The organism is Pseudomonas gingeri (genome assembly GCF_013386115.1).
GTDB lineage: Bacteria > Pseudomonadota > Gammaproteobacteria > Pseudomonadales > Pseudomonadaceae > Aquipseudomonas > Aquipseudomonas gingeri.
This window is the reverse complement of the sequence record NZ_JACAOR010000002.1, coordinates 82,220-104,230: the sequence shown is the minus strand read 5'-3', so window position 1 is coordinate 104,230 and position 22,011 is coordinate 82,220. Positions and strand designations below refer to the sequence as shown.

Genomic DNA, 22,011 nt, shown 5'->3' with positions numbered 1-22,011 from the left:
TCACTCCTGGTTGGCGTTGGGCGGTTCTGCGCCCGGATTCAGGCAGAGCTGCATGAAAGTCAGGTCGAGCCAGCGGCCGAACTTGACGCCCACCTGGGGCATCTGCCCGGTGCTGGCGAAGCCCAGGCGCTCGTGCAGGCGGACGGAGGCGGCGTTACCGCTTTCGATCGCGGCCACCATGATGTGCTTGCCGCCTTCCCTGGCGCGCTCGATCAGCGCCGCCATCAGCCTTGGACCGAGGCCGTTGCCGCGCTGGTCGTTGCGTACGTAGACCGAGTGTTCGACGGTGTGGCGGAAACCTTCGAAGGGCCGCCAGTCACCGTAGGAGGCGTAGCCGAGCACGCTGTCCGTGGCATCGACGATCACCAGGATCGGATAGGCCTGGGCCTGGCGGGCGCTGAACCAGGCCTGGCGATTGCCCAGGTCGACCGGTTGCTCGTTCCAGATCGCGGTGGTGTTGAGCACCGCGTCGTTGTAGATGTCGCGAATGGCCGGCAGGTCGGCATGCTGGGCGTCGCGGATAACGTAGGACATGAAGAGCCTCAGGCAATCGGTTGGTGGACGGTGACCAGCTTGGTGCCGTCGGGGAAGGTCGCTTCCACCTGGATCTCCGGGATCATCTCCGGGATACCTTCCATCACTTGTTCCCGGCTGAGCAGGGTGGTGCCGTAGTGCATCAGTTCGGCCACGGTCTGGCCGTCACGGGCACCTTCGAGCAGGGCGGCCGAGATATAGGCCATGGCTTCCGGATAGTTCAGTTTCACCCCGCGGGCCAGGCGCCGTTCGGCAACCAGACCAGCGGTGAAAATCAGCAGTTTGTCTTTTTCGCGGGGAGTCAGGTCCATGGTTCAAGGATCCATTGGCAGGCAGGGAAAAGGCAGGCAGTTGAACAGGCACGTCATGTGTTCCAGATCCTTGGCGGCACCGCCTCACGACCCAGCAGTGCCGGGCGCAACAGCCGCCACAATTTGATCAGCCAGGCCCGGGCATGCAGTGCCTGGCCAGCCAGGCAGCGGGCCACCAGCAGGCCGGGGAGCTGGCTCAGGTCGCCGCGTACGACTGTCGACAGGTTGCGACAGCGCTCCAGCAGCTCGCTGTCGATTTCACCGGTGACCAGCAGGGTGGCGAACACCGGCTGGCCGTCGAGCCCGATTGGCGAATCCAGCAGGCCGTCGCCGCCCTCGATGCGCTGGCGCTCGTGCCACAGCGGCTGGCCGTCGCGGCGGATATCGAGGTGCGCCTGGAAGTGCCCGCGGTCGAAACGTTCGCCGCTGGCCGGGCGGCCGAGGGCGACCATGTCCCAGTAGAACAGTCGCGCATCGCCCTCCAGCTCGATGCGGGTGGCGAGCTCGGCCTGGGCCGCGCTGAAGACGATGGTTTCCTGGGGCAGCCATTCCAGGGTGGCCCCGGCGGCGACCTTGAGGCTGAGGGTCTGGCTGGCCGGGCCGGTTGCGCGATACCACTTGGCGGCGCCGGGGCTGGTCAGCTGTGCCCAGGCATCGCGTTCGACGCTGGCGCGGATATCCAGGCGATCACCGCCGGCAATCCCGCCCGGCGGGTGGACGATGATGTGCTGGCAGACCTCCGGGCCTTCGGCATACAGGTGCTTCTGCACCCGCAGCGGGCCCTTGTGGCGGCGCTGGACCGGGCGCGTGGTGGCGCCGAAACGGGCGTAGCCGAGCTCCAGCTCGGCGTACCAGCTGGGGGTGAACAGGGCGGTAGAGGCGGGCAGGTTCATGAGTTCCGATTATCGTCAGGACGCTACAGGTTAGATCGTAACCAGGCCGCGTACACCCTCGGCTTCCATATTTTCTCCGCGACCCTGCTGGACGATCTCGCCCCGGGACATCACCAGGTACTGATCGGCCAGTTCGGCGGCAAAATCATAGAACTGTTCCACCAGCAGGATGGCCATGTCGCCGCGGGCCGCGAGCTTCTTGATCACCGCGCCGATCTCCTTGATCACCGAGGGCTGGATGCCTTCGGTGGGTTCGTCGAGGATCAGCAGGCGCGGACGACTGGCCAGGGCGCGGCCGATGGCCAGCTGTTGTTGCTGGCCGCCGGACAGGTCGCCGCCACGGCGTTGCTTCATCTGCAGCAGGACCGGGAACAGTTCGTAGATAAACGCCGGGACTTCCCTGGCTTGCGAACCCGGGAAGCGCGACAGGCCCATCAGCAGGTTTTCCTCCACCGTCAGCCGGCCGAAGATTTCCCGACCCTGGGGGACGTAGGCGATGCCGGCATGCACCCGCTGGTGCGGCTTGAACTGGGTGATGGGCTTGCCTTCCCACTGCACGACACCTTCCTTGGCCGGCAGCAGGCCCATCAGGCACTTGAGCAGGGTGGTCTTGCCCACGCCGTTGCGGCCGAGCAGGCAGGTGACTTCGCCGACCTTCACGTCGAACGACAGGCCCCGCAGGATGTGGCTACCGCCGTAGTACTGGTGCAGCTTGTCGACTTGCAGCATGTTCGGATTCCTTGTGGTTCAGCGCCCGAGGTAGACCTCGATCACCCGCTCGTTTTCCTGCACCTGTTCCAGCGATCCTTCGGCCAGCACGCTGCCCTGGTGCAACACCGTGACATGGTCGGCAATCGAACCGACAAAGCCCATGTCGTGCTCCACCACCATCAGCGAATGCTTGCCGGCGAGGGTCTTGAACAGTTCGGCGGTGAATTCGGTCTCGGCATCGGTCATGCCCGCCACCGGCTCGTCGAGCAGCAGCAGTTGCGGGTCCTGCATCAGCAGCATGCCGATCTCGAGGAACTGCTTCTGGCCGTGGGACAACAGACCCGCCGGGCGATTGACCGAGGCCGTCAGGCGGATGGTTTCCAGGACCTGGGCAATGCGGTCCTTCTGCTCGCCGCTCAGGCGCGCCCGCAGGCTGGCCCACACCGACTTGTCGGTCTTTTGCGCCAGCTCGAGGTTCTCGAACACGCTGAGGGCCTCGAACACCGTGGGTTTCTGGAACTTGCGGCCGATCCCGGCCTGGGCGATCCGCACTTCGCTCATCTGCGTCAGGTCGAGGGTTTCGCCGAACCAGGCCTTGCCGTGGCTGGGCCGGGTCTTGCCGGTGATCACGTCCATCAGGGTGGTCTTGCCCGCGCCGTTGGGACCGATGATGCAGCGCAGTTCGCCGACGCCGATATACAGGTTGAGGTCGTTCAGCGCCTTGAAGCCGTCGAAGCTGACGCTGATATCTTCCAGGGTCAGGATGGTCCCGTGGCGGGTGTTCAGGCCCGTGCCGGCGGCCTGGCCGAGACCGATGGCGTCGCGGCTGCTGCCGGCGTCCCGATTGGCATCAAAGGCAGGGGGTTCGAGAATGGGTTCCAGCATGAACTGCGCCGTTGCTGTGATTCTCATTGTTCACCCCTTTTCTTCAACAGGCCGATCACACCCTTGGGCAGGTACAGGGTCACGACGATAAACAGCGCACCGAGGAAGAACAGCCAGTATTCCGGAAAGGCCACGGTGAACCAGCTCTTCATGCCATTGACCAGGCCAGCGCCGAGCAGCGGGCCGATCAGCGTGCCGCGCCCGCCGAGGGCGACCCAGACGGCGGCCTCGATGGAGTTGGTCGGCGACATTTCGCTGGGGTTGATGATGCCCACCTGTGGCACATACAGCGCCCCGGCCAGGCCGCACAGCACCGCGCTCAGGACCCAGACGAAGAGCTTGAAGCCGCGTGGATCGTAGCCGCAGAACATCAGGCGGTTTTCCGCGTCGCGCAAGGCGGTCAACACCCGGCCGAACTTGCTCCGGGCCAGCCGCCAGCCGCAGTACAGGCTGGCGACCAGGAGCAGCACGGTGGCGAGAAACAGGACCGCGCGGGTGCCCGGCTCGGTGATGCCGAAACCGAGGATGCTGCGGAAGTTGGTGAAGCCGTTGTTGCCGCCGAAGCCGGTCTCGTTGCGGAAGAACAGCAGCATGCCGGCGAAGGTCAGGGCCTGGGTCATGATCGAGAAATACACGCCCTTGATCCGCGAGCGGAAGGCGAAGAAACCGAAGACCAGGGCCAGCAGTCCCGGCGCCAGCACCACCAGGCACAGGGCCCAGAGGAAATGGCTGGTGCCGGTCCAGTACCAGGGCAGCTCGGTCCACGACAGGAAGGTCATGAACGCCGGCAGTTCATCGCCGGAGGCCTCGCGCATCAGGTACATGCCCATGGCATAGCCGCCCAGGGCGAAGAACAGGCCATGGCCCAGGGACAGCAGGCCGGCATAACCCCAGACCAGGTCCAGGGCCAGGGCGACAATGGCGTAGCAGAGAATCTTGCCCACCAGGGTCAGGGTATAGGCGGAGACCTGCAGCGGGTTTTCCGGCGCCAGCAGCGAGAGCAGCGGCAACGCCAGCAGCAACAGCAGCACCACGGCGCCGACGATCAGGGTCACCTTGGGCCCGGCCTTCTGGCTCGCGGTCAGTATCAGGGGCTGGTTCATCAGTCGATCACCCGTCCTTTCAGTGCGAACAGCCCTTGCGGACGTTTCTGGATAAACAGAATGATCAGCGCGAGGATCAGGATCTTGCCCAGCACGGCGCCGATCTGCGGTTCCAGGATCTTGTTGGCGATGCCCAGGCCGAAGGCAGCCATGACGCTGCCCGCCAACTGGCCGACGCCGCCGAGGACCACCACCAGGAACGAGTCGATGATGTAGCTCTGGCCCAGGTCGGGGCCGACGTTGCCGATCTGGCTCAGGGCCACGCCGCCGAGGCCGGCGATGCCGGAGCCGAGGCCGAAGGCGAGCATGTCGACGCGACCGGTGGGCACGCCGCAGCAGGCGGCCATGTTGCGGTTCTGGGTCACCGCCCGCACGTTCAGGCCCAGGCGGGTCTTGTTCAGCAGCAGCCAGGTCAGCACCACGACAAACAGGGCGAAGGCGATGATCACGATACGGCTGTAGGGCAGGACGAGGTTGGGCAGGACCTGGATGCCGCCGGACAGCCACGCCGGGTTGGCGACTTCGACGTTCTGCGCGCCGAACACCAGGCGCACCAGCTGGATCAGCATCAGGCTGATGCCCCAGGTGGCGAGCAGGGTTTCCAGGGGGCGGCCGTAGAGGTGGCGGATCACCGTGCGTTCCAGGGCCATGCCGATGGCCGCGGTGACGAAGAACGCCACCGGCAGGGCCACCAGCGGGTAGTAGTCGATGGCCTGCGGCAGGAAGCGCTGGAACAGCAACTGCACCACGTAGGTGGCGTAGGCGCCGAGCATCAGCATCTCGCCGTGGGCCATGTTGATCACCCCGAGCAGGCCGAAGGTGATCGCCAGGCCGAGGGCCGCCAGCAGCAGGATCGAACCGAGGGACATGCCGCTGAAGGCCTGGCCGAGGATCTCGCCCACCATCAGCTTGCGCTTGACCTGGGCCAGGCTGGTCTCGGCGGCGGTATGCACGCCGGCATCGGCTTCGACGCCGGGGGCGAGCAGGCCTTCGAGGCGGGTCCGGGCCAGGGGATCGCCGGTCTCGCCGAGCAGGCGTACGGCGGCCAGGCGCACGGCCGGGTCGCTGTCCACCAGTTGCAGGTTGGCCAGGGCCAGGCTCAGGGCCGCGTGGACATCGGCATCGGTCTCGCCGGCCAGTTGTCGGTCGAGGAAATTCAACTGTGCGGGCTTGGCGCTTTTCTGCAGTTCCCGGGCGGCGCCCAGGCGCACCTTGGCGTCGGCGGCGAGCAGTTGCTGGGCGGCGACGGCGGTCTCGATCAGGCCGCGCAGGCGGTTGTTCAGGCGCACGGGTTGCGGGGGAGCGCCGTCGACGCTGATCTCGCCCTGTTGCAGGCTGTTGATCAGTTCGACGCGCGCGGGATCGGGCTGGGCGGCCCAGCTTTCCAGGAGCTTGGCCTGTTGCAGCGGATTGGCCGCGACGAAGTCGCTGGCATCGCTGGCGTGGGCGGCCATCGGCAATAGCAGCGCGAGGGCGAGGAACAGACGGTATAGGGCAGTGGACATATCATCGGCCTTGCATAAGACCCTGTAGGAGCCGGCCTGCCGCGATGAGGCCGACAAGTCCTGCGTCGACCTTGCGGCCGCCATCGCCGGCAAGCCGGCTCCCACAAGTGGTGTGGTTCAGCCCGCGAACAAGCGTCGGGCTCGACCTTCAGCGGCGGTTCAGTTGCTCTTCACCGCATAGTCCGGCTTCTTGTCGTTGCCCGGGATGAACGGGCTCCACGGCTGGGCACGGATCGGCCCTTCGGTCTGCCAGACCACGTTGAACTGACCGTCCGGCTGGATCTCGCCGATCATCACCGGCTTGTGCAGGTGATGGTTGGTCTTGTCCATGGTCAGGGTGTAGCCCGACGGCGCGGCGAAGGTCTGGCCGGCGAGGGCTTCACGGACCTTGTCGACGTCGGTGGACTTGGCTTTCTCGACCGCCTGGGCCCACATGTGGATACCGACATAGGTGGCTTCCATCGGGTCGTTGGTCACGGCCTTGTCGGCACCCGGGAGGTTTTTCTTCTTGGCGTAGGCTTTCCAGTCGGCGACGAATTTCTTGTTCGTCGGGTTATCCACCGACTCGAAGTAGTTCCAGGCCGCGAGGTTGCCCACCAGCGGCTTGGTGTCGATACCACGCAGTTCTTCCTCGCCCACGGAGAACGCCACCACCGGTACGTCGGTGGCTTTCAGGCCCTGGTTCGCCAGCTCCTTGTAGAACGGCACGTTGGAGTCGCCGTTGACAGTGGAGATCACCGCGGTCTTGCCGCCGGCGGAGAATTTCTTGATGTTGGCGACGATGGTCTGGTAGTCGGCGTGGCCGAATGGGGTGTAGACCTCTTCGATATCCTTGTCCGCCACACCCTTGGAGTGCAGGAACGAACGCAGGATCTTGTTGGTGGTGCGCGGATAGACGTAGTCGGTGCCGAGCAGGAAGAAGCGCTTGGCGCCGCCACCGTCTTCGCTCATGAGATATTCCACCGCCGGGATCGCCTGCTGGTTGGGCGCGGCGCCGGTGTAGAACACGTTCGGCGACATTTCCTCGCCTTCGTACTGCACCGGGTAGAACAGCAGGCCGTTGAGTTCCTCGAACACCGGCAGCACCGATTTGCGCGATACCGAAGTCCAGCAGCCGAACACCACCGCGACCTTGTCCTGGGTCAGCAACTGGCGACCTTTCTCGGCGAACAGCGGCCAGTTGGAGGCCGGGTCGACCACCACCGGTTCGAGCATCTTGCCGTTGACGCCGCCCTTGGTGTTGATCTCGTCGATGGTCATCAAGGCCATGTCCTTGAGCGAGGTTTCGGAGATCGCCATGGTGCCGGACAACGAATGCAGGATCCCGACCTTGATGGTTTCGGCGGCCTGGACGGTCCAGGTCATGCCCATGGCGGCAATGGATGCCGTCAGTGTGAAAGCCTTGATCAAGCTACGACGCTTCATGGTGCGATCTCCAGATTCTCAACGTTTTTTTTGGTTGGCAGATGCAGATGCTGAAGGGGCTTTTGCAAGGGGTGTGCCGAGTGGCCTGTGTGACCGGTCAACTTCGGCGCCATAAGCCCTCGCCCTGTGTTGCCGTTCCTCGCCATGGCGGGCCATGACTCGTCACAGCGCCTTGGCCAGGAACTTCCGGCATCCGAATCTGAGCCGGCTGACAGGTGGTTTTTGTGGGGCGCGTGGTCTGAACAGTTGCACCAGGCGGGGGCGACATTGGCGTTGTGGTGCGCGAGGAGCGCCAGATTGGTGCCAATGACCTTGGCGGTGGGCTTGTCGGGACGCCGCACCGCCACGAAGAGGACCTTGCGACCGCCAGCGCAATAGCCGCGGCAGTCGAACACTGTGGGAGCGGGCTTGCTCGCGAAGCTTTTAGCGACGGCGCATCAAGCCAATGAAGAACAGCCCGCCAATGGCCGCGGTCGCCACGCCGATCGGCAAGTCCTCGGGGGCGATCAGGGTCCGTGCCGCGACATCGACCCAGACCAGGAACACGCTGCCCAGCAGTGCCGACACCGGCAGCAGGCGGCGATGCTCGGCGCCCACCAGGCGCCGGGCAATATGCGGCACCATCAAGCCGACGAAACCGATGGAGCCGCTGATGGCGACCAGCACGCCGGTCATCAGCGAGGCGATCAGGAAGACCCGCAAGCGCACATTGCGTGCATTCAGGCCAAGGGTCACGGCGGTCTGTTCGCCGGCCATCAACGCATTCAGCGAGCGGGCCATACTCAGCAGCAGGACCAGCCCCAGCAGCACGATCACCGACGGAACCGGCAGCAGTTCCCAGCGCGCCAGCCCCAGCCCGCCGAGCATCCAGAAGAGCACCGCGGAGCTGGCCCGGTGGTCGCCGAGAAACAGCAGCAGGTTGGCGATCGCCATCATCACGAAGGACACCGCCACCCCGCACAGCAGCAGGCGATCGCTGTCCAGCCGGCCCTTGCGGCTGGCGATGGCGAGCACCGCCAGCATGCTGCCCAGGGCGCCGATAAAGGCGGCGATGGGCAGCGTCAGCAGGCCGATGATTTCACCGACGTGCAGCACCACGATCACCGCGCCGAGGGTGGCGCCCGAAGTCACGCCCAGCAGGTGCGGGTCGGCCAGCGGGTTGCGGGTAACGGCTTGCAGCACCGCGCCGATCAGGGCCAGTCCGGCGCCGACCAGGGCGCCGAGCAGCATGCGCGGGACGCGGATCAGCCAGACGATATGTTCCTGGCCGGCGCTCCAGTCGACCGTGCCGGTGCCCAGCAGTTTGTACAACAGGATCCGCCACACCACGTCCACCGGCACCCGCGCCGGGCCGAAGCCCAGCGACACCACGCACGACACCAGCAACAGTGCACCGAGGGCGACCAGCAGCAGGGGGTAGCGGCGGCTCATCATTGTGGGTGGAAACCCTTGGCCAGGGTTTCGATGGCCTTGACGTTATCGATCCCCGGCGTCGCCTCGACATAGGGAATGACGATAAAGCGCTTGTTGCGAATCGCATCCACCGACTGCAGGGCCGGGTTGGTCTCCAGGAAGTGCTGTTTCTGCTCGGCGGTGACTTCGCTGTAGTCGACGATGACGATCACCTGCGGGTTCTTCTCCACCACGGTTTCCCAGTTGACCCGGGTCCAGCTGGCGTCGACATCGTTCAGCACGTTGCGCCCGCCCGCGGCTTCGATCAGCGCCTGGGGCATGGCCAGGCGGCCGGAGGTCATGGCGCGGTCCTCGCCGCTGTCGTAGAGGAATACCCGTGGACGCTCGGCGGGCAGGTTCTTGCGCACTGCGGCGACCCTGGCCTGCATCTGGCTGATCAGGGCTTCGGCGCGGTCCTGGACATCGAAGATGCGGCCCAGGTTACGCAGGTCGTTGTAAGTGTCGTCGAGACTGGCGCCCGGGCGCTTCATCACGAAGGCACAGGACTCGGTCAATTCGTAGACATTGATGCCCAGCGGCGCCAGGGTCTGCGGGGTGAGGTCGCCGCCGATGCGCATGCCGTAGTCCCAGCCGGCGAAGAAGAAGTCGACGTTGGCATTGAGCAGGGTTTCCACGGACGGGTACTTGGCCGCCAGTTCCGGCAGGCCGTCGAGGATCCTGGCCATTTCCGGGGTCACCGCTTTCCAGCCGCTGATGCCGCTGTAGCCGGCCATCCGCGACTTGAGACCCAGGGCGAGCATCATCTGGGTCATGTTGATGTCGTGGCTGACCGCGTGTTTCGGTGCCTCCTTGAAGGTCACCTGGCGGTTGCAGCTCTGCACCGTCAATGGGTAGTGGGTGGGCTCGGCCAGGGCGGTGAGGGAGGCGAACAGGGAACCGAGGCAAAGCGCCAGACGCAGTAACTTCATGGTTGGGTTATCCAGGTGATTCGTGGGTAGCCGCAGAGGGGGTGGCTGTCGATCAGGGCCTCGACGCCGAACACGGCGCGCAGCAGATCCGCCGTCAGCACCTCGTCGGGCGTGCCGCTGGCGACGATGCGGCCATGGTTGATCACATACAGCCGGTCGCAGAACGCGGCCGCCAGGTTGAGATCGTGGATGCTGGCGAGCGTGCCGATCTTCAGGCGCTTGACGAGGGTCAGCAACTCCAGCTGGTAGCGCGGGTCGAGGTGGTTGGTCGGTTCGTCGAGGATCAGCAGTTGCGGCTGCTGGGCCAGGGCGCGGGCGAGGATCACCCGCTGTTTTTCACCGCCGGACAAGGTGGCGAAGGCGTGCTCTTCGAAGCCCAGCAGGCCGACCGATTCCAGGCATTGGCGAACCAGCTGGCGATCGAGCCCGCTGTCGCCGTCGAACAGTTTCTTGTGGGGCGTGCGGCCCATGGCGACCACTTCGTCGACGGTCAGGCCAAAGGCATCGGGAAACTCCTGGAGCACCACCGCGATACGCTGGGCGCACCAGCGGGGCGACTGTTTCCAGACGTTCTGGTGTTCGAGCAGGACCTCGCCGCTTTCCGGCTGGCTGAAGCGATAGGCGCACTTGAGCAGGCTGGTCTTGCCGCTGCCGTTGGGGCCGATCAGGCCGACGAATTCACCCGCCGCCACCCGCAGGTTGGCGTCACGCAGCTGGAACTGGTGATGGCAGTGGTTCTGGCCCAGGGGTGTCCAGGCCAGGTTGGCGAGGGTCAGCGAGGTCATTCCATTCCTGTCTGTGATTGATCGTTCCCACGCTCGGCGCGGGAACGCATACCGTGACGCCCTGCGTCACAAGAGCGGACGCGGAGCGTCCATGGCGGCGTTCCCACGCCGGAGCGTGGGAACGATCCCAGTACTGTCAAAAGGTGTAGTCCGCGGTCACGAAGAACGAGCGTGGCTGCCCCATGATCCATTGTTGGCCGCTATTGTATTGGCTTTGCGCGTACTGGCGGTCGAACAGATTGTTCAATTGCAGGCCCAGGGTGGTGTTGCGCAAGGCTTTCCACGACACGTTGGCATCGACGACGGTGTAGCTCGGCAGTTCGGCGGTATTGGCGAGGTCGGCATAACGCGCGTCGACATACCGCACACCGGCACCGGCTTTCACCTCGTCGGTGATCGCCTTGCTCAGCCAGAGGTTGGCGGTGCGGCGGGGCACATCCACAGGACGGTTGCCCTTGTAGGACACGACCGTGCTGCCGACCGACTGGTCGAAGTCATCGTATTGCGCCCTGAGGATCGAGGCATTGGCCTGCAACTGCCAGTCGCGGGCCAGTTTCAGGTCGAGGCTGGCCTCCAGGCCGTCGGACGATTGCTGGCCGACCTGCAACTGGTTCTGCGAGTTGCCCGGGTCGGTGGTCAGCAGCTTCTTCTTGACGATGTGATAGGCCGCCAGGGTCCACTCGCCGCGCTGGTCCCAGAACATCTGCTTGAGGCCCACTTCCGATTGCCTGGCGGTGGACAGGTCGAAATTCTGCGCCTTCGGCCCCAGGGTCACCAGGCCGTCGACGCCTTCGGTGCTGGTGGCGTACTGGCCGTAGAGCGAAGTGTCTTCGCTCAAGGCGAACACCAGGCCGACTTTCCAGTTGTTGCCGGCCAGGCTCTTGTCGCTGCGGGTGTCGTTGATCTGGTCGTCATTTTCGATATGCACATAGTCGCGGCGCACCCCGGTCACCAGCGACCAGCGCTCGCTCAGTTGCGTGCGGTTTTCGGCGAACAGCGAGAACTGCCTGGTGGTCGTCGCGAACTGGGGCTGGTAGGCGTCGGCACTTTCGAACTGGCCGGGTTGCGGGTGGTTCAGGTCCAGTGGCGGGCTGCCGGGCAGGTCGTCGAAGCCGGCGTTGCTGTTGAGCTGGAAGCGGATACGGTTGATATCCACGCCGGTCAGCGTCTGGCTGTCGAGCCCGAACAGGCTGTGCTTGAAGGTAAAGGTCTGGCGGTCGCCGGTCTGCTCCTCCTCGTGCTTGATGCCGATATAGCTGGCCCGCGACAAGGTCTGCGTCGCCGGGTCGAAGTTGTAGTTCTCGGCGTTCTGCCAGCGGCGTCGGGCCTTGAGGTAATACAGTTCGTTGCTGGAACTGATGGCATCGGAGATCTGCCAGTCGGTACGCAGGCGGGTCCATTGGTCGTTGTAGTGCAGCTTGTCGTTGCTGACGTTGTAGTTCTTGAAGCGCAGGCTCTTCTGGTAGCTGCCGTTGATCAGTGGCGAACCGAAGTAGTCGGTGGGCTGCTGGTCGCCATAGTCGGTGGACAGGGTGAACACCAGGTCATCGCTGGCCTGCCAGCGCAGGGCAGCGCTGAAGAAATTGCTGCTCGATTCGCCACGGTCGACCCAGCCGTTGCTGGCCAGGCGGTTGATATTGACGCGATAGCTCAGGTTGTCGGTCAGCGAGCCGCCGCTGTCCAGGGCCTGCTGCTGACTGTCGTAGGAACCATAGCCGAGGCGCACATGGTTTTCGATTTCGCCCGAGAACGGTTTTTTCGGGAGGGTGTTGATCACCGCGCCGGTGGCGCCTTCGCCATAGAGAACCGAGGCCGGGCCGCGCAGGACGTCGACCCGCTCGACCGACCAGGCATCCACCGGAAAGGTCACGGTGCCCGCGCCGCTGTACAGGCGGGTGCCGTCATACAACTGCATCACCGAGTTCTGCCCGGTGAAACCACGGGCCTGCAATGACGTGCCGCCATCGCCGGGCGTGCCGGTGCGGCTCAGGCCGGTGCTACGCGACACCGCGTCCTGCACGGTGTTGTCGCCGCGTTCGCGAATACGTTCGCCGGTGAGACTTTCCGTGCTGGCCGGTGTTTCAAGCGCGGTCAGGCCCAGGCGCGAGCCTGCCGTGGTGGGCGTCTTCAGATCGACTGCGTCGCTATCGACGGCAGGCGCGGTAATGGTGCCGATGGGCAGGGTCAGCGTGGCATCCGCCTGGGCATGGTTGACCGCCAGCAGGCAGAGGCCGGATACGAGGTACTTGTTCATCGGGGTGGTAAGTCGCTTATCTTTGGGAAGACCCGCAGCGGGTGGCTGCGGGTCGGGCATCTCGCGATATTGTTATACTATAACAATATGGGATTGCAAGACGATGCTCCCGAAAGTTTATAGAACCCTCTGTTTCGCGCATCTCAACGCTTTTCAGGATGAAGGTGAGGTCGATTCATGTTGGCGGTTCAGGCGCGACAGCACCAGCTTGTCGACCACCCAGACCACGATCAGCGAGACGCCCACCAGCGGGAACAGGATCGCCAGGGCAAACATGATCAGCATCGCGCTTTTCCACTTCGGCAGGTCGTGACGCAGCGGCGGAACCCCGAGGCCACCTTGCGGGCGCCGTTTCCACCACATGATCACGCCGCTGATCGAGCTCAGCAGGATCATCAGGCAGATCAGCAGGATCGCCAACTGGTTGAGCGGCCCGAAGAGTTTGCCTTCGTGGAGCATCACCCCCATTTCCGTGGCCCGGGCGACATTGCCGTATTGCTGCCAGCGCACGTCGGCGAGAACCGTGCCGGTGTACTGGTCGACATGCAGGGTGGCGTCGTTGCGCGGGTCGTCGGCGAACACCGCGATGGTGAACACGCCTTCGGCGGTACTCGGCGGGGTGATGCTGTAGCCGGGTTCGATGCGGCGCGCCCGCGCGATCTCGACCACCTGTTGCAGGGTGATGGTCGGCGCGGCCGGACCGGCGTGGGCCGCGCCGTGGTTCATGTGCTCGGCGTGGTCGCCGGACATCGGCATCGGCGTGTTTTCCATGGCCCAGGGCACGGTCTGGCGGGTGGCGGTGTTGAGGCTGCGGGCCTCGACGTCGGACTTGGGCACGCTGTTCCACATGGCATCCGGGAACTTGTTCCAGACCTCTGCATATTGCTTGCCCCAGAAGCCGGTCCAGGTCATGCCGCTGAGCAGCATGAACAGCAGCAGCGCCGCGCCCCAGAAACCGGTGACCGCATGCAGGTCGCGCCACAGCAGTCGGCCACGGCTGGTCAGGCGCGGCCAGAGCACGCCGGCTGGAGAGCGCCCGCGCGGCCACCAGAGATAGACCCCGGACACCACCAGCACCACGCCCCAGCCGGCGGCCAGTTCCACCAGGCGGTCGCCGACCGTGCCGATCATCAGTTCTCCGTGCAGGGCGCGGGCGATGGCTTGCAGGTTGCGCTTGGCATCCTGGTCGCCGAGGACGTTGCCGCGGTAGGGGTCGATGAACACGTTGAGTTCCCGCGCATCCTGGATCACCACGAACTGCGCGCTGTGCCCGGCGTCGACCGGCGGCAGGTACTGCTTGATGCGGCCCTGTGGATAGGCGGCCTGGACCCGCTGTAATTGTTCATCGGCACTGATCAGGTGATGACCGGGCTCGACCTTCAGCAGATTGCCGTACATCAGTGGGTCGAGCTGGGGCTTGAACAGGTAGATGATCCCGGTCAGGGCCAGCAGGATCATGAACGGGGCGACGAACAGCCCGGCGTAGAAATGCCAGCGCCAGGCGAGGTTGTAGAAGGATATCTTAGGTTGGCTCATCGGGAGTGCTCCGCAAGATTTGGGTTTATTTGAGGCTGTACCCTGTGGGGGCGGCTTGCTGGCGATCCAGGCGACGTGATCCAGCGAGGCCGCCGCGTCGATGCCATCGCCGGCAAGCCGGCTCCTACAGGTTCTGCGGTGTGTTTAGAAACTCATGTCCACCTTGGTCCAGAAGGTCCGGCCCGGTTCGTTGATGGCCCGCGGGTCATTGGCCGGATACCCGAACCCGGCATTGCCCGCCAGGTTCAGGTGTTCGGCGTAGGCTTTGTTGAACAGGTTGTCGACGCCGGTGCTGACCTTCAGGTGCCGGTTGATCCGGTAGGCGCCATTGAGGGAGAACACACCGAACCCGGCACTGTTGGAGAAGTCCTTGCCGACCACGTTGCCCTTGTCCGGGTCGATGCGGTTCTGCGCCGAAACCATTCGCCACAAGGCACCGGCACTCCAGTCATCCTGGCTGTAGGTCAGGCCCAGGCGGGTATCGAGTGGTGGTATCTGCGGCAGCGCCCTGCCGTCGCTGGTGTTCTTGCCCCAGGCATAGGCCAGGGTCGCATCGGCCTTCCAGTTGGACGTGAGCGCGTAGGCCGCGCCCAGTTCGCCGCCCATGATCCGTGCATCGATGTTCCGTGCCTGGGAGGTCATGCCCATCATCCCCGGCTGGTAGTCGAACAGGATGAAGTCGCGCACCTGGCCGACGTAGCCCGAGGCCCAGGCTTCCAGGTCGGCGGTCTTGTACTGCACGCCGAAGTCCAGTTGTGTGGTCTTCTCCGGCTTTATCCCGTCGAAGGCGTTGGCTGAACCGGCCGGGCCGCTATCGGGGGAGAACAGCTCCCAGTAGTCGGGGAAACGTTCGGCGTGACCGAGACCGGTATAGAACGTGGCCGGGCTGTCGGCGAGGTCGTGTTCATAGCGTACGAAACCGCTGGGCAGGGTATCGGCGCGGGTGTCGTTGGCGGTCGGGTTCGCGCGGGCGCCCATGCCTGAGCCGATGCGTTGCCGAAAGTCCCGGGCCGAGGCGCGGTCCACGCGGGCACCGCTGATCAGGCGGTCATGTTCGGCGGCGTACCAGGTCAGCTCGCCGAATACCCCGTAGTTGTGGAAGTCGGCGTCCCTGGTGCGTGGCAGGTCCTTGTAGGTATCGATGCCCATGCTGCTGCGGGCGCGATGTTCGTTGGTCTGGGCATCGAGGCCGCCGATCAGTTGCCAGTCGGCCCAGCGCCAGGTGGCCTTGAGCCGCGCACCCAGGGTACGTCGGTCGACATTGGAGGCCATGGGGCCGGCCATCATCCCCGTCCCGGAGGGTTGGCGCAGGGTGTAGTTGTCCATCACGTGGTCGGCGTAGTTGTAGTAGACCTGGGCCTCGAGCTTGTCGAGCACGTCGCCGATATCGGACTTCTCGAAGCGCAGGCCCAGGCTTTCGCGCTTGAACTGCGAGCCGTCCATGCCCCGCCCGGCGTAGCGCGCCTCGCCGTCGCCCTTGCCGGCGGTCAGCTCCAGCAGGGTGTCGGCGTCCGGGGTCCAGCCAAGGGCGACATCGCCGTTCCATTTGTCGTAGCGCGAAGCCACGGTGTCGTTGTTGCCGTCCTTGTAGTCATCGGCGTGGGCCTGGTTGCCGATCACCCGCAGATAACCCAGGGGGCCGCCGGCGGCGGCGTCGATCACCTTGTCGAAGCGGCCGTTGGAGCCGGCCAGGACGCTGGCGTCGAGCCGCGTGCCGAGTTCACCGAAGTGCTCGGGCTCACGCTCGAAGAGGATGGTGCCGGCCGAGGCGCCGGGTCCCCAGAGCACGGTTTGCGGGCCCTTGATCACGGTCAGCCGGTCGTAGGTTTCCGGCGAGATGTAGGACGTGGGCGCGTCCATCCGGCCAGGGCAGGCGCCGAGCATCATGCTGCCATTGGTCAGGATATTCAGGCGCGAGCCGAACATGCCACGCAACACCGGATCACCGTTGGTGCCGCCGTTGCGCACCAGGGCGAAGCCGGGGATGGTCTTGAGGTAGTCGCCACCGTCGCTGGCCGGTACCGGCTGGCGCGGATCCCCGGGGTTGGTGACGATTGTCAGTGGCGAGCTGGGGGCGACGGCGGTAATGACTGTCGGACTGATTTCCCGGGCTTGCGGCGAGGGATCGTCGACCGTCTCGGCGGCGAACAGCGTCGGTGCCAGCAGAGCCCCGCACACCAGGGTGGTGGCCTGGCGCAAGCGGGCACGGGGTTCGGCGGGAGCGAAAGGGAGTGCCGCCCGCGTAGCGCGCAGGCGAGTGTTTGCTGTGGACATAAGCGTTCCATCATTCAAGCGAATACAACACAGTCACCGCGCAGCAGCTGTTTGCCACCGTGCGGGACGACCGTGTGAGCGTTGTGGGATTGCCTAGCCGAATGCGGGTGGGGCGCGGGTGCGGGCACCGGGGAAGATGGTGCGCTGGGCATGGCCCAGGCGGGTTTGCGTGGCGGTCTGCGCCGTGGGCCGGGGGCCGTCGAGGGCGGCGAAGGTCAGGGTCTGGGGCAGGGCCGGGCAACTGAACAGCAGTGTGCAGTAGCCGCACTTTTCCCAGAGGGCGTGATGTTCGCCGCCGCTGCCGTGATGTCCTCTACCGGCATGCCCTGCATCCGCGTCCTCCTGTCCGGGCATGTCCATGGGCATTGCCATGTTCATGTCCATCGACATCGACATGGCGTGATGGTCCATCGGCATCGCCTGGGATATCAGCGGGCCGACAAAGATCATCAACATGGCGAACAGGCTCAGCCAGCCGCCACGTACCTGGACGTGGGAGGGCTTGGGCCTGAGGTGGGAACGGCGCATGGCGCTCAGTGGGATCGTCGGTTACTGGGCGTGCTGATGTTCCGTGTCGCCCGTCGTGGCGGGCGCCTGTTTCTGCACCGCGACCTCGACGGTCACGCTGCCGGCCTTTTCAAAATGCAGGGTCAACGGGAAGTGCTTGCCGTCCTGCAGCAGGCTGCGATCCTTCAGGTCCAGCAGCATCACGTGGTAGGCCATGGGCGCGAATTTCACCTCGCCCTTGGCCGGGATGTCGACGCCCGGTACCTGCTGCATCTTCATCAGGTCGCCCTGCATCACATGTTCATGCAACTCGGCCTTTTTGGCGATGGGGCTGTCGACGCCGGTCAGGCGGTCGGGTGTGGCTCCCTGGCTATGAATCACGAAATAGGCGGCTACGGTCGGCGCGTTGGGCGGTAGTTCCTGTGACCACGGGTGGGTGATTTGCAGGTCGCCAACCTTGAATTCATGAGCATGGGCAAAGCAGGCAGGCAACATCAGCGCCATCAGGAACAGGGCATTCTTGAGCATGGGAGTTCTCCATAACGATTCAAAACGCAAAGGGTTGCGAGTATGAATCAGCTTGGCGGAGAGGCTCGGGGGTTGAGCGAGGGCCATTGCTGGCGGGGTGTGGGTGTATCGACAGGTTGGCCGGCACGGCTGTGGCTGGCGTCCAGGCGCGCAACCTGTAGCTGGGGCATGTGTCCGGGTAACGCCACCAACGGCGCCGAGCCGGAACAGCACCAGCAGTGCTGCATATTGGAGTGTTCGTCGCTCGCCGGGGCCTTCTGCTCCAGCTTGCCGAGGTCGATGGCAACGAGTCGGCTGCCGCTGGCGGAGCAGAAGCTGCCCCACAGCAGTTGTTCCGACACGGAGCGATCCAGCGATTGCGCCATGGCCCCGGAAATCGGCATGGCGAGCAGATTGAACAGCACTGCGCAGCAGGCGATCCAGGTAGCTACTGCGAGCCGTTGTCGGGACATGGAAGGATTTCCGTCAGATGTTTCAAGGCAGTGGGTTATTTAGCCTGAACGTCCTTCATAAGTAAAAGCAGGCGCTGCGGTGAAAGGTCGCAACAAGGCAGGGGATTTATCCCCCGGCAGGCTTCGATGAAGCGTAGCAGCAAGCACTCAGGTTGCCGGCACCGCGTGTACTTCAATGCTGACCCCCAGTGTTGTGCGGATCACGGAAAAAATGGCTGCCAGGTTGTCCATGCTGGGATTGCCGTTGGCGGAGAGCATGCGGTGCAGGCTTTTGCTGGGTTTGTCGGTTTCCCTGGCCAATCCCTCGAAGCCGACTGTCGCGTTGACCAGGTCGCGCAGGATCACCCGGGCCATTTCCGGTTCGCCATTGAGAAACAGGCTGGCGGCTTCGTCCAGCAACGCCTCGGCGAATGCCGGATCGCGTTGTGCCCGTTCGGCGACGGTTTGCTTGAAGCTGCGGGTCAGGGCCATTGGCGTTACCTCGTATGCAGTTCTGCGCTTTTGCGGCGCTTGTATTCGTCAACCAGCAACCTGGCGCGCCGGATGTCTTTTTTCTGGCTGGACTTGTTGCCCCCGCCAAACAGAATGATCAGGCGCTTGCCATCCTGTATCAGATAGATCCGATAACCAGGGCCCCAGTCGATACGGTATTCCCCGAGCCCGTCAAACCATTTGATATTGGAGGTATTGCCCATTTCCAGCCGAAGGAGGGCGGTGGAAACCTTGGCGGCCGCTTGCACATCCAGTGAAGCGAACCACTTTTCGAACGGGTTGCCGTGGTTGTCCCGTATGTATTCTTCGACATCGATCATCCGTGTCCTCAAGGTAACAAATAAGTTACTATTTTGACAAGCGACGATCGTGATCTATTGAAGGGCGATTGCCAACGCCTCAAGTGTTTCCTCGAGCGTCTGGAATTCGCGTGTCGCAGCCGGTAATACCGGGCGCTTGAGGATCAGTACCGGCAGTGCGCGTTCGCGGGCCACCTGCAGCTTGGGCTCGGTCGCGCTGCTGCCGCTGTTCTTGCTGATCAGCACGTCGATGGCGCGACGCTCGAACAGGGCTCGCTCGTCCTCCAGGCGGAACGGGCCACGGGCACCGATCACTTCGCAGCGTTCGTTGCCGGGGTACTCGTCGAGCGCGCGCAAGGTCCAGAATTGTCCGGCGGGGATTTCGTTCAGGTGTTGCAGCGGTTCGCGGCCGAGGGTGAACAGCGGTCGCTGGAACGGTTTCAGGGCGTCGACCAGTTCGGCCCAGGCCGCGACTTCCCGCCAGTCGTCCCCGGGCTCGGCCACCCAGGCCGGGCGGCGCAGTGCCCAGCAGGCAATGCCGCTGATAGCGGCCGCCGCGACGGCATTGCGGCTGATCTGCGCGGCATAGGGATGGGTGGCGTCCAGCAGCAGGTCGATGCCCGCTTCGCGGATAAAACCCGCCAAGCCCTCGGCCCCGCCATAACCGCCGACCCGTACCTGGCAGCGCAGGTCGCCCGGCACCCGGCCAACCCCCGCGAGGCTGTAGATATGCCGCGGACCCAGCGTACGGGCGATCGCCAGGGCTTCAGTGACGCCGCCCAGCAGCAATACCTTCATCGGAAAGCTCCCGCATGACCCACGACACCGCCCTGGCGATCGATGGCGAAGACTTCGACCTGTACCTGCGCCGGAACCACGCTGCGGGCAAAGTCCAGCGCATGCCGGCAGACCGCGTCGCCGAGGGCGATCCCGGCGGCGCTGGCCATGGCGAGGGCCTGCTGGCTGGTATTGGCCTGGCGGATGGCGTCCTGCAAGGTCTCATCGGCCCCCACCGCCGCGGCCCATTCGGCCAGTTGCGGCAGGTCGATGCTCGAATGCCGGCTGTGCAGGTCCATGTGCCCGGCGGCCAACTTGCTGATCTTGCCGAAGCCGCCGCACAGGCTCAATTTATCCACAGGCACTTTGCGCAGGTGCTTGAGCACGGCACCGACGAAGTCGCCCATTTCGATCAGGGCGATCTCCGGCAGGTTGTACACGCGGCGCATGGTGTCTTCGCTGGCGTTGCCGGTGCAGGCGGCGATATGCAGGTAGCCGTTGGTCTTGGCGACGTCGATGCCCTGGTGGATCGAGGCGATATAGGCCGCGCAGGAAAACGGCCGGACAATGCCGCTGGTGCCGAGGATCGACAGCCCGCCGAGAATGCCCAGGCGCGGGTTCATGGTCTTCAGGGCCAGGGCTTCGCCGCCCTCGACGTTGACGGTCACCGAGAATCCACCGGCATAGCCGTGTTCGGCCGCCAGTTGCCGCAGGTGGTCGCTGATCATCTTGCGCGGCACCGGGTTGATCGCCGGTTCGCCGACCGGCAGCACCAGGCCCGGGCGCGTCACGGTGCCGACACCGGCACCGGCGTGAAACTGCACGCCGGGCTCGGCGATCAGGCGGACCCGCGAATACAGCAGTGCACCGTGGGTGACATCCGGATCGTCGCCGGCATCCTTGAGGGTCCCGGCCTCGGCACCGTCTTCGTGCAGGCGGCAGAACTCCAGGCGCATTTCCACCTGCTTGCCCTTGGGCAGGATGATCCGCACCGCATCGTGGCTGACGCCGGCCAGCAGCAGCCGCGCCGCCGCCAGCGAGGTGGCGGTGGCACAGCTGCCGGTGGTCAGGCCGCTGCGCAGGGGGGCGGGTTGTTCGGCGGTTTCGTCACGCATCGCGAGACTTGACCACATCGAGCAGGGTGATGGGCAGCGCCTGGCGCCAGGTATCGAAGTCACCGAGGGGCTGGGCCTGGGCGATATGGATACGGGTCAGCTCGCCGCCATGGACCTGCCGCCAGTGCATCAGGAGCGCTTCGCTTTGCAGGGTCACGGCATTGGCCACCAGGCGTCCGCCGGGCTTGAGCCGGGCCCAGCAGGTGTCCAGCACGCCGGGGCGGGTCACGCCGCCGCCGATAAAGATCGCGTCCGGCGGCTCCAGGTCCGCCAGGGCCTCCGGCGCGCTGCCGCGCACCAGGCGCAGGCCGGGCACGCCGAGGGCGTCGCGGTTGTATTCGATCAGTTGCTGGCGACCGTCGTCCGCCTCGACGGCAATGGCCCGGCAACCGGGGTGGGCACGCATCCATTCGATGCCGATGGAGCCGCTGCCGGCGCCGACATCCCACAGCAGTTCGCCGGGCACCGGGGCGAGACGGGCCAGGGTGATGGCGCGGACGTCGCGCTTGGTCAATTGGCCGTCGTGGCGGAAAGCCGAGTCCGGCAGGCCGCCGATCCGCGACAGGCGCGGCGTCGTCGGATCGGCCAGGCAGTCGATGGCGACCAGGTTCAGTTTGGCGATGGTGGGCTTCTGCCAGGTGTCTGCCACTCCGTCGACGCGACGCTCCAGCGCACCGCCCAAGTGTTCCAGTACGCTGATACGGCTCGGCCCGAAACCCCGTTCGCGGAGCAGGGCGGCGATCGCGGCGGGACTCTGCCCGTCATTGCTCAGCACCAGCAGGCGCACGCCCGTATGCAGTTGCGCACTCAGGGCCGCGACGGGCCGGGCGACCACCGACAGGCATACCACATCCTGCAGGGCCCAGCCCAGGCGGGCGGCGGCCAGCGAGTAGGCGGAGGGTGCGGGCAGCACCTGCATGTCCTCTGCGCTCACCTGGCGCGACAGGCTGGCACCGACGCCGAACAGCATCGGGTCGCCGCTCGCCAGCACGCATACCGACGTACCGCGCAGGGCCAGCACCGGTTCGATGGAGAACGGGCTGGGCCAGGCCTGGCGTTCGGCACGGATGCACGCCGGCAGCAGGTCGAGCTGGCGTTGCCCGCCGAATATCCGCGCAGCCCCCAGCAGTGCGCGCCGGGCATTTTTGCCCAGGCCACTGAAGCCGTCTTCACCGATTCCCACTACTGTCAGCCAGGGCGTCATCTAAAATCCTCAAAACACGGCTGTTCCGACGGGCAGTCTT

22 protein-coding genes are annotated in these 22,011 nt (G+C 65.1%); all 22 read right to left on the bottom strand.

Annotated features, from left to right (window positions below; all coding sequences use genetic code 11):
• Complete coding sequence (locus HX881_RS05350; RefSeq protein WP_177083299.1) at positions 1-534, bottom strand: GNAT family N-acetyltransferase; 534 nt, start codon at positions 532-534, stop codon at positions 1-3.
• 8 nt (positions 535-542) lie between these two features.
• Positions 543-845, bottom strand: a complete 303-nt coding sequence (gene ureA, locus HX881_RS05345; protein WP_007937143.1) for an urease subunit gamma — start codon at positions 843-845, stop codon at positions 543-545.
• A 53-nt stretch (positions 846-898) separates the two neighbouring features.
• On the bottom strand, positions 899-1,738 hold the full coding sequence (locus HX881_RS05340) for an urease accessory protein UreD (protein ID WP_177083298.1): 840 nt from the start codon (positions 1,736-1,738) through the stop codon (positions 899-901).
• 30 nt (positions 1,739-1,768) lie between these two features.
• Positions 1,769-2,467, bottom strand: coding sequence for an urea ABC transporter ATP-binding subunit UrtE (gene urtE / locus HX881_RS05335; RefSeq protein ID WP_103033009.1), 699 nt, complete (start codon positions 2,465-2,467; stop codon positions 1,769-1,771).
• Between the two features lie 18 nt (positions 2,468-2,485).
• A complete protein-coding gene (urtD, locus tag HX881_RS05330) occupies positions 2,486-3,361 on the bottom strand; it encodes an urea ABC transporter ATP-binding protein UrtD (protein ID WP_042935141.1) in 876 nt (291 codons plus the stop codon).
• Positions 3,358-4,437, bottom strand: coding sequence for an urea ABC transporter permease subunit UrtC (gene urtC / locus HX881_RS05325; protein ID WP_017125659.1), 1,080 nt, complete (start codon positions 4,435-4,437; stop codon positions 3,358-3,360). Before urtC ends, urtD begins: the two co-directional genes overlap by 4 nt.
• On the bottom strand, positions 4,437-5,942 hold the full coding sequence (urtB, locus tag HX881_RS05320; RefSeq protein ID WP_177083297.1) for an urea ABC transporter permease subunit UrtB: 1,506 nt from the start codon (positions 5,940-5,942) through the stop codon (positions 4,437-4,439). The genes urtC and urtB overlap by 1 nt, the downstream gene beginning before the upstream one ends.
• 159 nt (positions 5,943-6,101) lie before the next feature.
• Positions 6,102-7,367, bottom strand: coding sequence for an urea ABC transporter substrate-binding protein (gene urtA / locus HX881_RS05315; RefSeq protein WP_177083296.1), 1,266 nt, complete (start codon positions 7,365-7,367; stop codon positions 6,102-6,104).
• Between the two features lie 423 nt (positions 7,368-7,790).
• Positions 7,791-8,801: a FecCD family ABC transporter permease gene (locus HX881_RS05310; protein ID WP_042935140.1), complete on the bottom strand. Its 1,011-nt coding sequence runs from the start codon at positions 8,799-8,801 to the stop codon at positions 7,791-7,793.
• Positions 8,798-9,748, bottom strand: a complete 951-nt coding sequence (locus HX881_RS05305) for an ABC transporter substrate-binding protein (protein WP_177083295.1) — start codon at positions 9,746-9,748, stop codon at positions 8,798-8,800. Before HX881_RS05305 ends, HX881_RS05310 begins: the two co-directional genes overlap by 4 nt.
• Positions 9,745-10,533 carry an ABC transporter ATP-binding protein gene (locus HX881_RS05300; RefSeq protein ID WP_177083294.1) on the bottom strand — a complete coding sequence of 263 codons (789 nt, stop codon included), beginning with the start codon at positions 10,531-10,533 and terminating at the stop codon, positions 9,745-9,747. The genes HX881_RS05305 and HX881_RS05300 overlap by 4 nt, the downstream gene beginning before the upstream one ends.
• Positions 10,534-10,669: 136 nt before the next feature.
• A complete protein-coding gene (locus HX881_RS05295) occupies positions 10,670-12,787 on the bottom strand; it encodes a TonB-dependent receptor (protein WP_177083293.1) in 2,118 nt (705 codons plus the stop codon).
• Positions 12,788-12,940: 153 nt separating this feature from the next.
• On the bottom strand, positions 12,941-14,323 hold the full coding sequence (locus HX881_RS05290; RefSeq protein WP_177083291.1) for a PepSY-associated TM helix domain-containing protein: 1,383 nt from the start codon (positions 14,321-14,323) through the stop codon (positions 12,941-12,943).
• Positions 14,324-14,467: 144 nt separating this feature from the next.
• Entirely contained in the window at positions 14,468-16,597 is a 2,130-nt protein-coding gene (locus HX881_RS05285; RefSeq protein WP_177083289.1) for a TonB-dependent copper receptor, read from the bottom strand.
• Positions 16,598-16,690: 93 nt separating this feature from the next.
• Positions 16,691-17,134 carry a DUF2946 domain-containing protein gene (locus tag HX881_RS05280; protein WP_425503460.1) on the bottom strand — a complete coding sequence of 148 codons (444 nt, stop codon included), beginning with the start codon at positions 17,132-17,134 and terminating at the stop codon, positions 16,691-16,693.
• A gap of 12 nt (positions 17,135-17,146) precedes the next feature.
• Positions 17,147-17,632: a copper chaperone PCu(A)C gene (locus HX881_RS05275; RefSeq protein WP_177062623.1), complete on the bottom strand. Its 486-nt coding sequence runs from the start codon at positions 17,630-17,632 to the stop codon at positions 17,147-17,149.
• Positions 17,633-17,679: 47 nt separating this feature from the next.
• Positions 17,680-18,084: a DUF2946 domain-containing protein gene (locus HX881_RS05270; RefSeq protein WP_042935138.1), complete on the bottom strand. Its 405-nt coding sequence runs from the start codon at positions 18,082-18,084 to the stop codon at positions 17,680-17,682.
• 147 nt (positions 18,085-18,231) lie between these two features.
• Complete coding sequence (locus tag HX881_RS05265) at positions 18,232-18,555, bottom strand: helix-turn-helix domain-containing transcriptional regulator (RefSeq protein ID WP_017125648.1); 324 nt, start codon at positions 18,553-18,555, stop codon at positions 18,232-18,234.
• Between the two features lie 5 nt (positions 18,556-18,560).
• Positions 18,561-18,896, bottom strand: coding sequence for a type II toxin-antitoxin system RelE/ParE family toxin (locus HX881_RS05260; RefSeq protein WP_177083285.1), 336 nt, complete (start codon positions 18,894-18,896; stop codon positions 18,561-18,563).
• A 54-nt stretch (positions 18,897-18,950) separates the two neighbouring features.
• The gene (locus HX881_RS05255; RefSeq protein WP_177083284.1) at positions 18,951-19,673 is read right to left on the bottom strand and encodes a cobalt-precorrin-6A reductase; all 723 of its coding nucleotides are present in this window, start codon (positions 19,671-19,673) and stop codon (positions 18,951-18,953) included.
• Entirely contained in the window at positions 19,670-20,767 is a 1,098-nt protein-coding gene (locus tag HX881_RS05250) for a cobalt-precorrin-5B (C(1))-methyltransferase (protein ID WP_177083282.1), read from the bottom strand. The genes HX881_RS05255 and HX881_RS05250 overlap by 4 nt, the downstream gene beginning before the upstream one ends.
• The gene (gene cbiE, locus HX881_RS05245) at positions 20,760-21,971 is read right to left on the bottom strand and encodes a precorrin-6y C5,15-methyltransferase (decarboxylating) subunit CbiE (protein ID WP_177083280.1); all 1,212 of its coding nucleotides are present in this window, start codon (positions 21,969-21,971) and stop codon (positions 20,760-20,762) included. The genes HX881_RS05250 and cbiE overlap by 8 nt, the downstream gene beginning before the upstream one ends.
• Positions 21,972-22,011 lie beyond the last annotated feature (40 nt).

Coding starts and splice junctions, on each gene's coding strand:
- urtC (WP_017125659.1), bottom strand. CDS start 4,437: ATGAACCAGCCCCTGATACTGACCGCGAGCCAGAAGGCCGGGCCCAAG.
- HX881_RS05250 (WP_177083282.1), bottom strand. CDS start 20,767: ATGCGTGACGAAACCGCCGAACAACCCGCCCCCCTGCGCAGCGGCCTG.
- ureA (WP_007937143.1), bottom strand. CDS start 845: ATGGACCTGACTCCCCGCGAAAAAGACAAACTGCTGATTTTCACCGCT.
- HX881_RS05350 (WP_177083299.1), bottom strand. CDS start 534: ATGTCCTACGTTATCCGCGACGCCCAGCATGCCGACCTGCCGGCCATT.
- urtD (WP_042935141.1), bottom strand. CDS start 3,361: ATGAGAATCACAGCAACGGCGCAGTTCATGCTGGAACCCATTCTCGAA.
- HX881_RS05310 (WP_042935140.1), bottom strand. CDS start 8,801: ATGATGAGCCGCCGCTACCCCCTGCTGCTGGTCGCCCTCGGTGCACTG.
- urtB (WP_177083297.1), bottom strand. CDS start 5,942: ATGTCCACTGCCCTATACCGTCTGTTCCTCGCCCTCGCGCTGCTATTG.
- HX881_RS05270 (WP_042935138.1), bottom strand. CDS start 18,084: ATGTCCCGACAACGGCTCGCAGTAGCTACCTGGATCGCCTGCTGCGCA.
- HX881_RS05305 (WP_177083295.1), bottom strand. CDS start 9,748: ATGAAGTTACTGCGTCTGGCGCTTTGCCTCGGTTCCCTGTTCGCCTCC.
- HX881_RS05260 (WP_177083285.1), bottom strand. CDS start 18,896: ATGATCGATGTCGAAGAATACATACGGGACAACCACGGCAACCCGTTC.
- HX881_RS05295 (WP_177083293.1), bottom strand. CDS start 12,787: ATGAACAAGTACCTCGTATCCGGCCTCTGCCTGCTGGCGGTCAACCAT.
- HX881_RS05290 (WP_177083291.1), bottom strand. CDS start 14,323: ATGAGCCAACCTAAGATATCCTTCTACAACCTCGCCTGGCGCTGGCAT.
- HX881_RS05300 (WP_177083294.1), bottom strand. CDS start 10,533: ATGACCTCGCTGACCCTCGCCAACCTGGCCTGGACACCCCTGGGCCAG.
- HX881_RS05340 (WP_177083298.1), bottom strand. CDS start 1,738: ATGAACCTGCCCGCCTCTACCGCCCTGTTCACCCCCAGCTGGTACGCC.
- HX881_RS05285 (WP_177083289.1), bottom strand. CDS start 16,597: ATGTCCACAGCAAACACTCGCCTGCGCGCTACGCGGGCGGCACTCCCT.
- HX881_RS05275 (WP_177062623.1), bottom strand. CDS start 17,632: ATGCTCAAGAATGCCCTGTTCCTGATGGCGCTGATGTTGCCTGCCTGC.
- HX881_RS05255 (WP_177083284.1), bottom strand. CDS start 19,673: ATGAAGGTATTGCTGCTGGGCGGCGTCACTGAAGCCCTGGCGATCGCC.
- urtA (WP_177083296.1), bottom strand. CDS start 7,367: ATGAAGCGTCGTAGCTTGATCAAGGCTTTCACACTGACGGCATCCATT.
- urtE (WP_103033009.1), bottom strand. CDS start 2,467: ATGCTGCAAGTCGACAAGCTGCACCAGTACTACGGCGGTAGCCACATC.
- cbiE (WP_177083280.1), bottom strand. CDS start 21,971: ATGACGCCCTGGCTGACAGTAGTGGGAATCGGTGAAGACGGCTTCAGT.
- HX881_RS05265 (WP_017125648.1), bottom strand. CDS start 18,555: ATGGCCCTGACCCGCAGCTTCAAGCAAACCGTCGCCGAACGGGCACAA.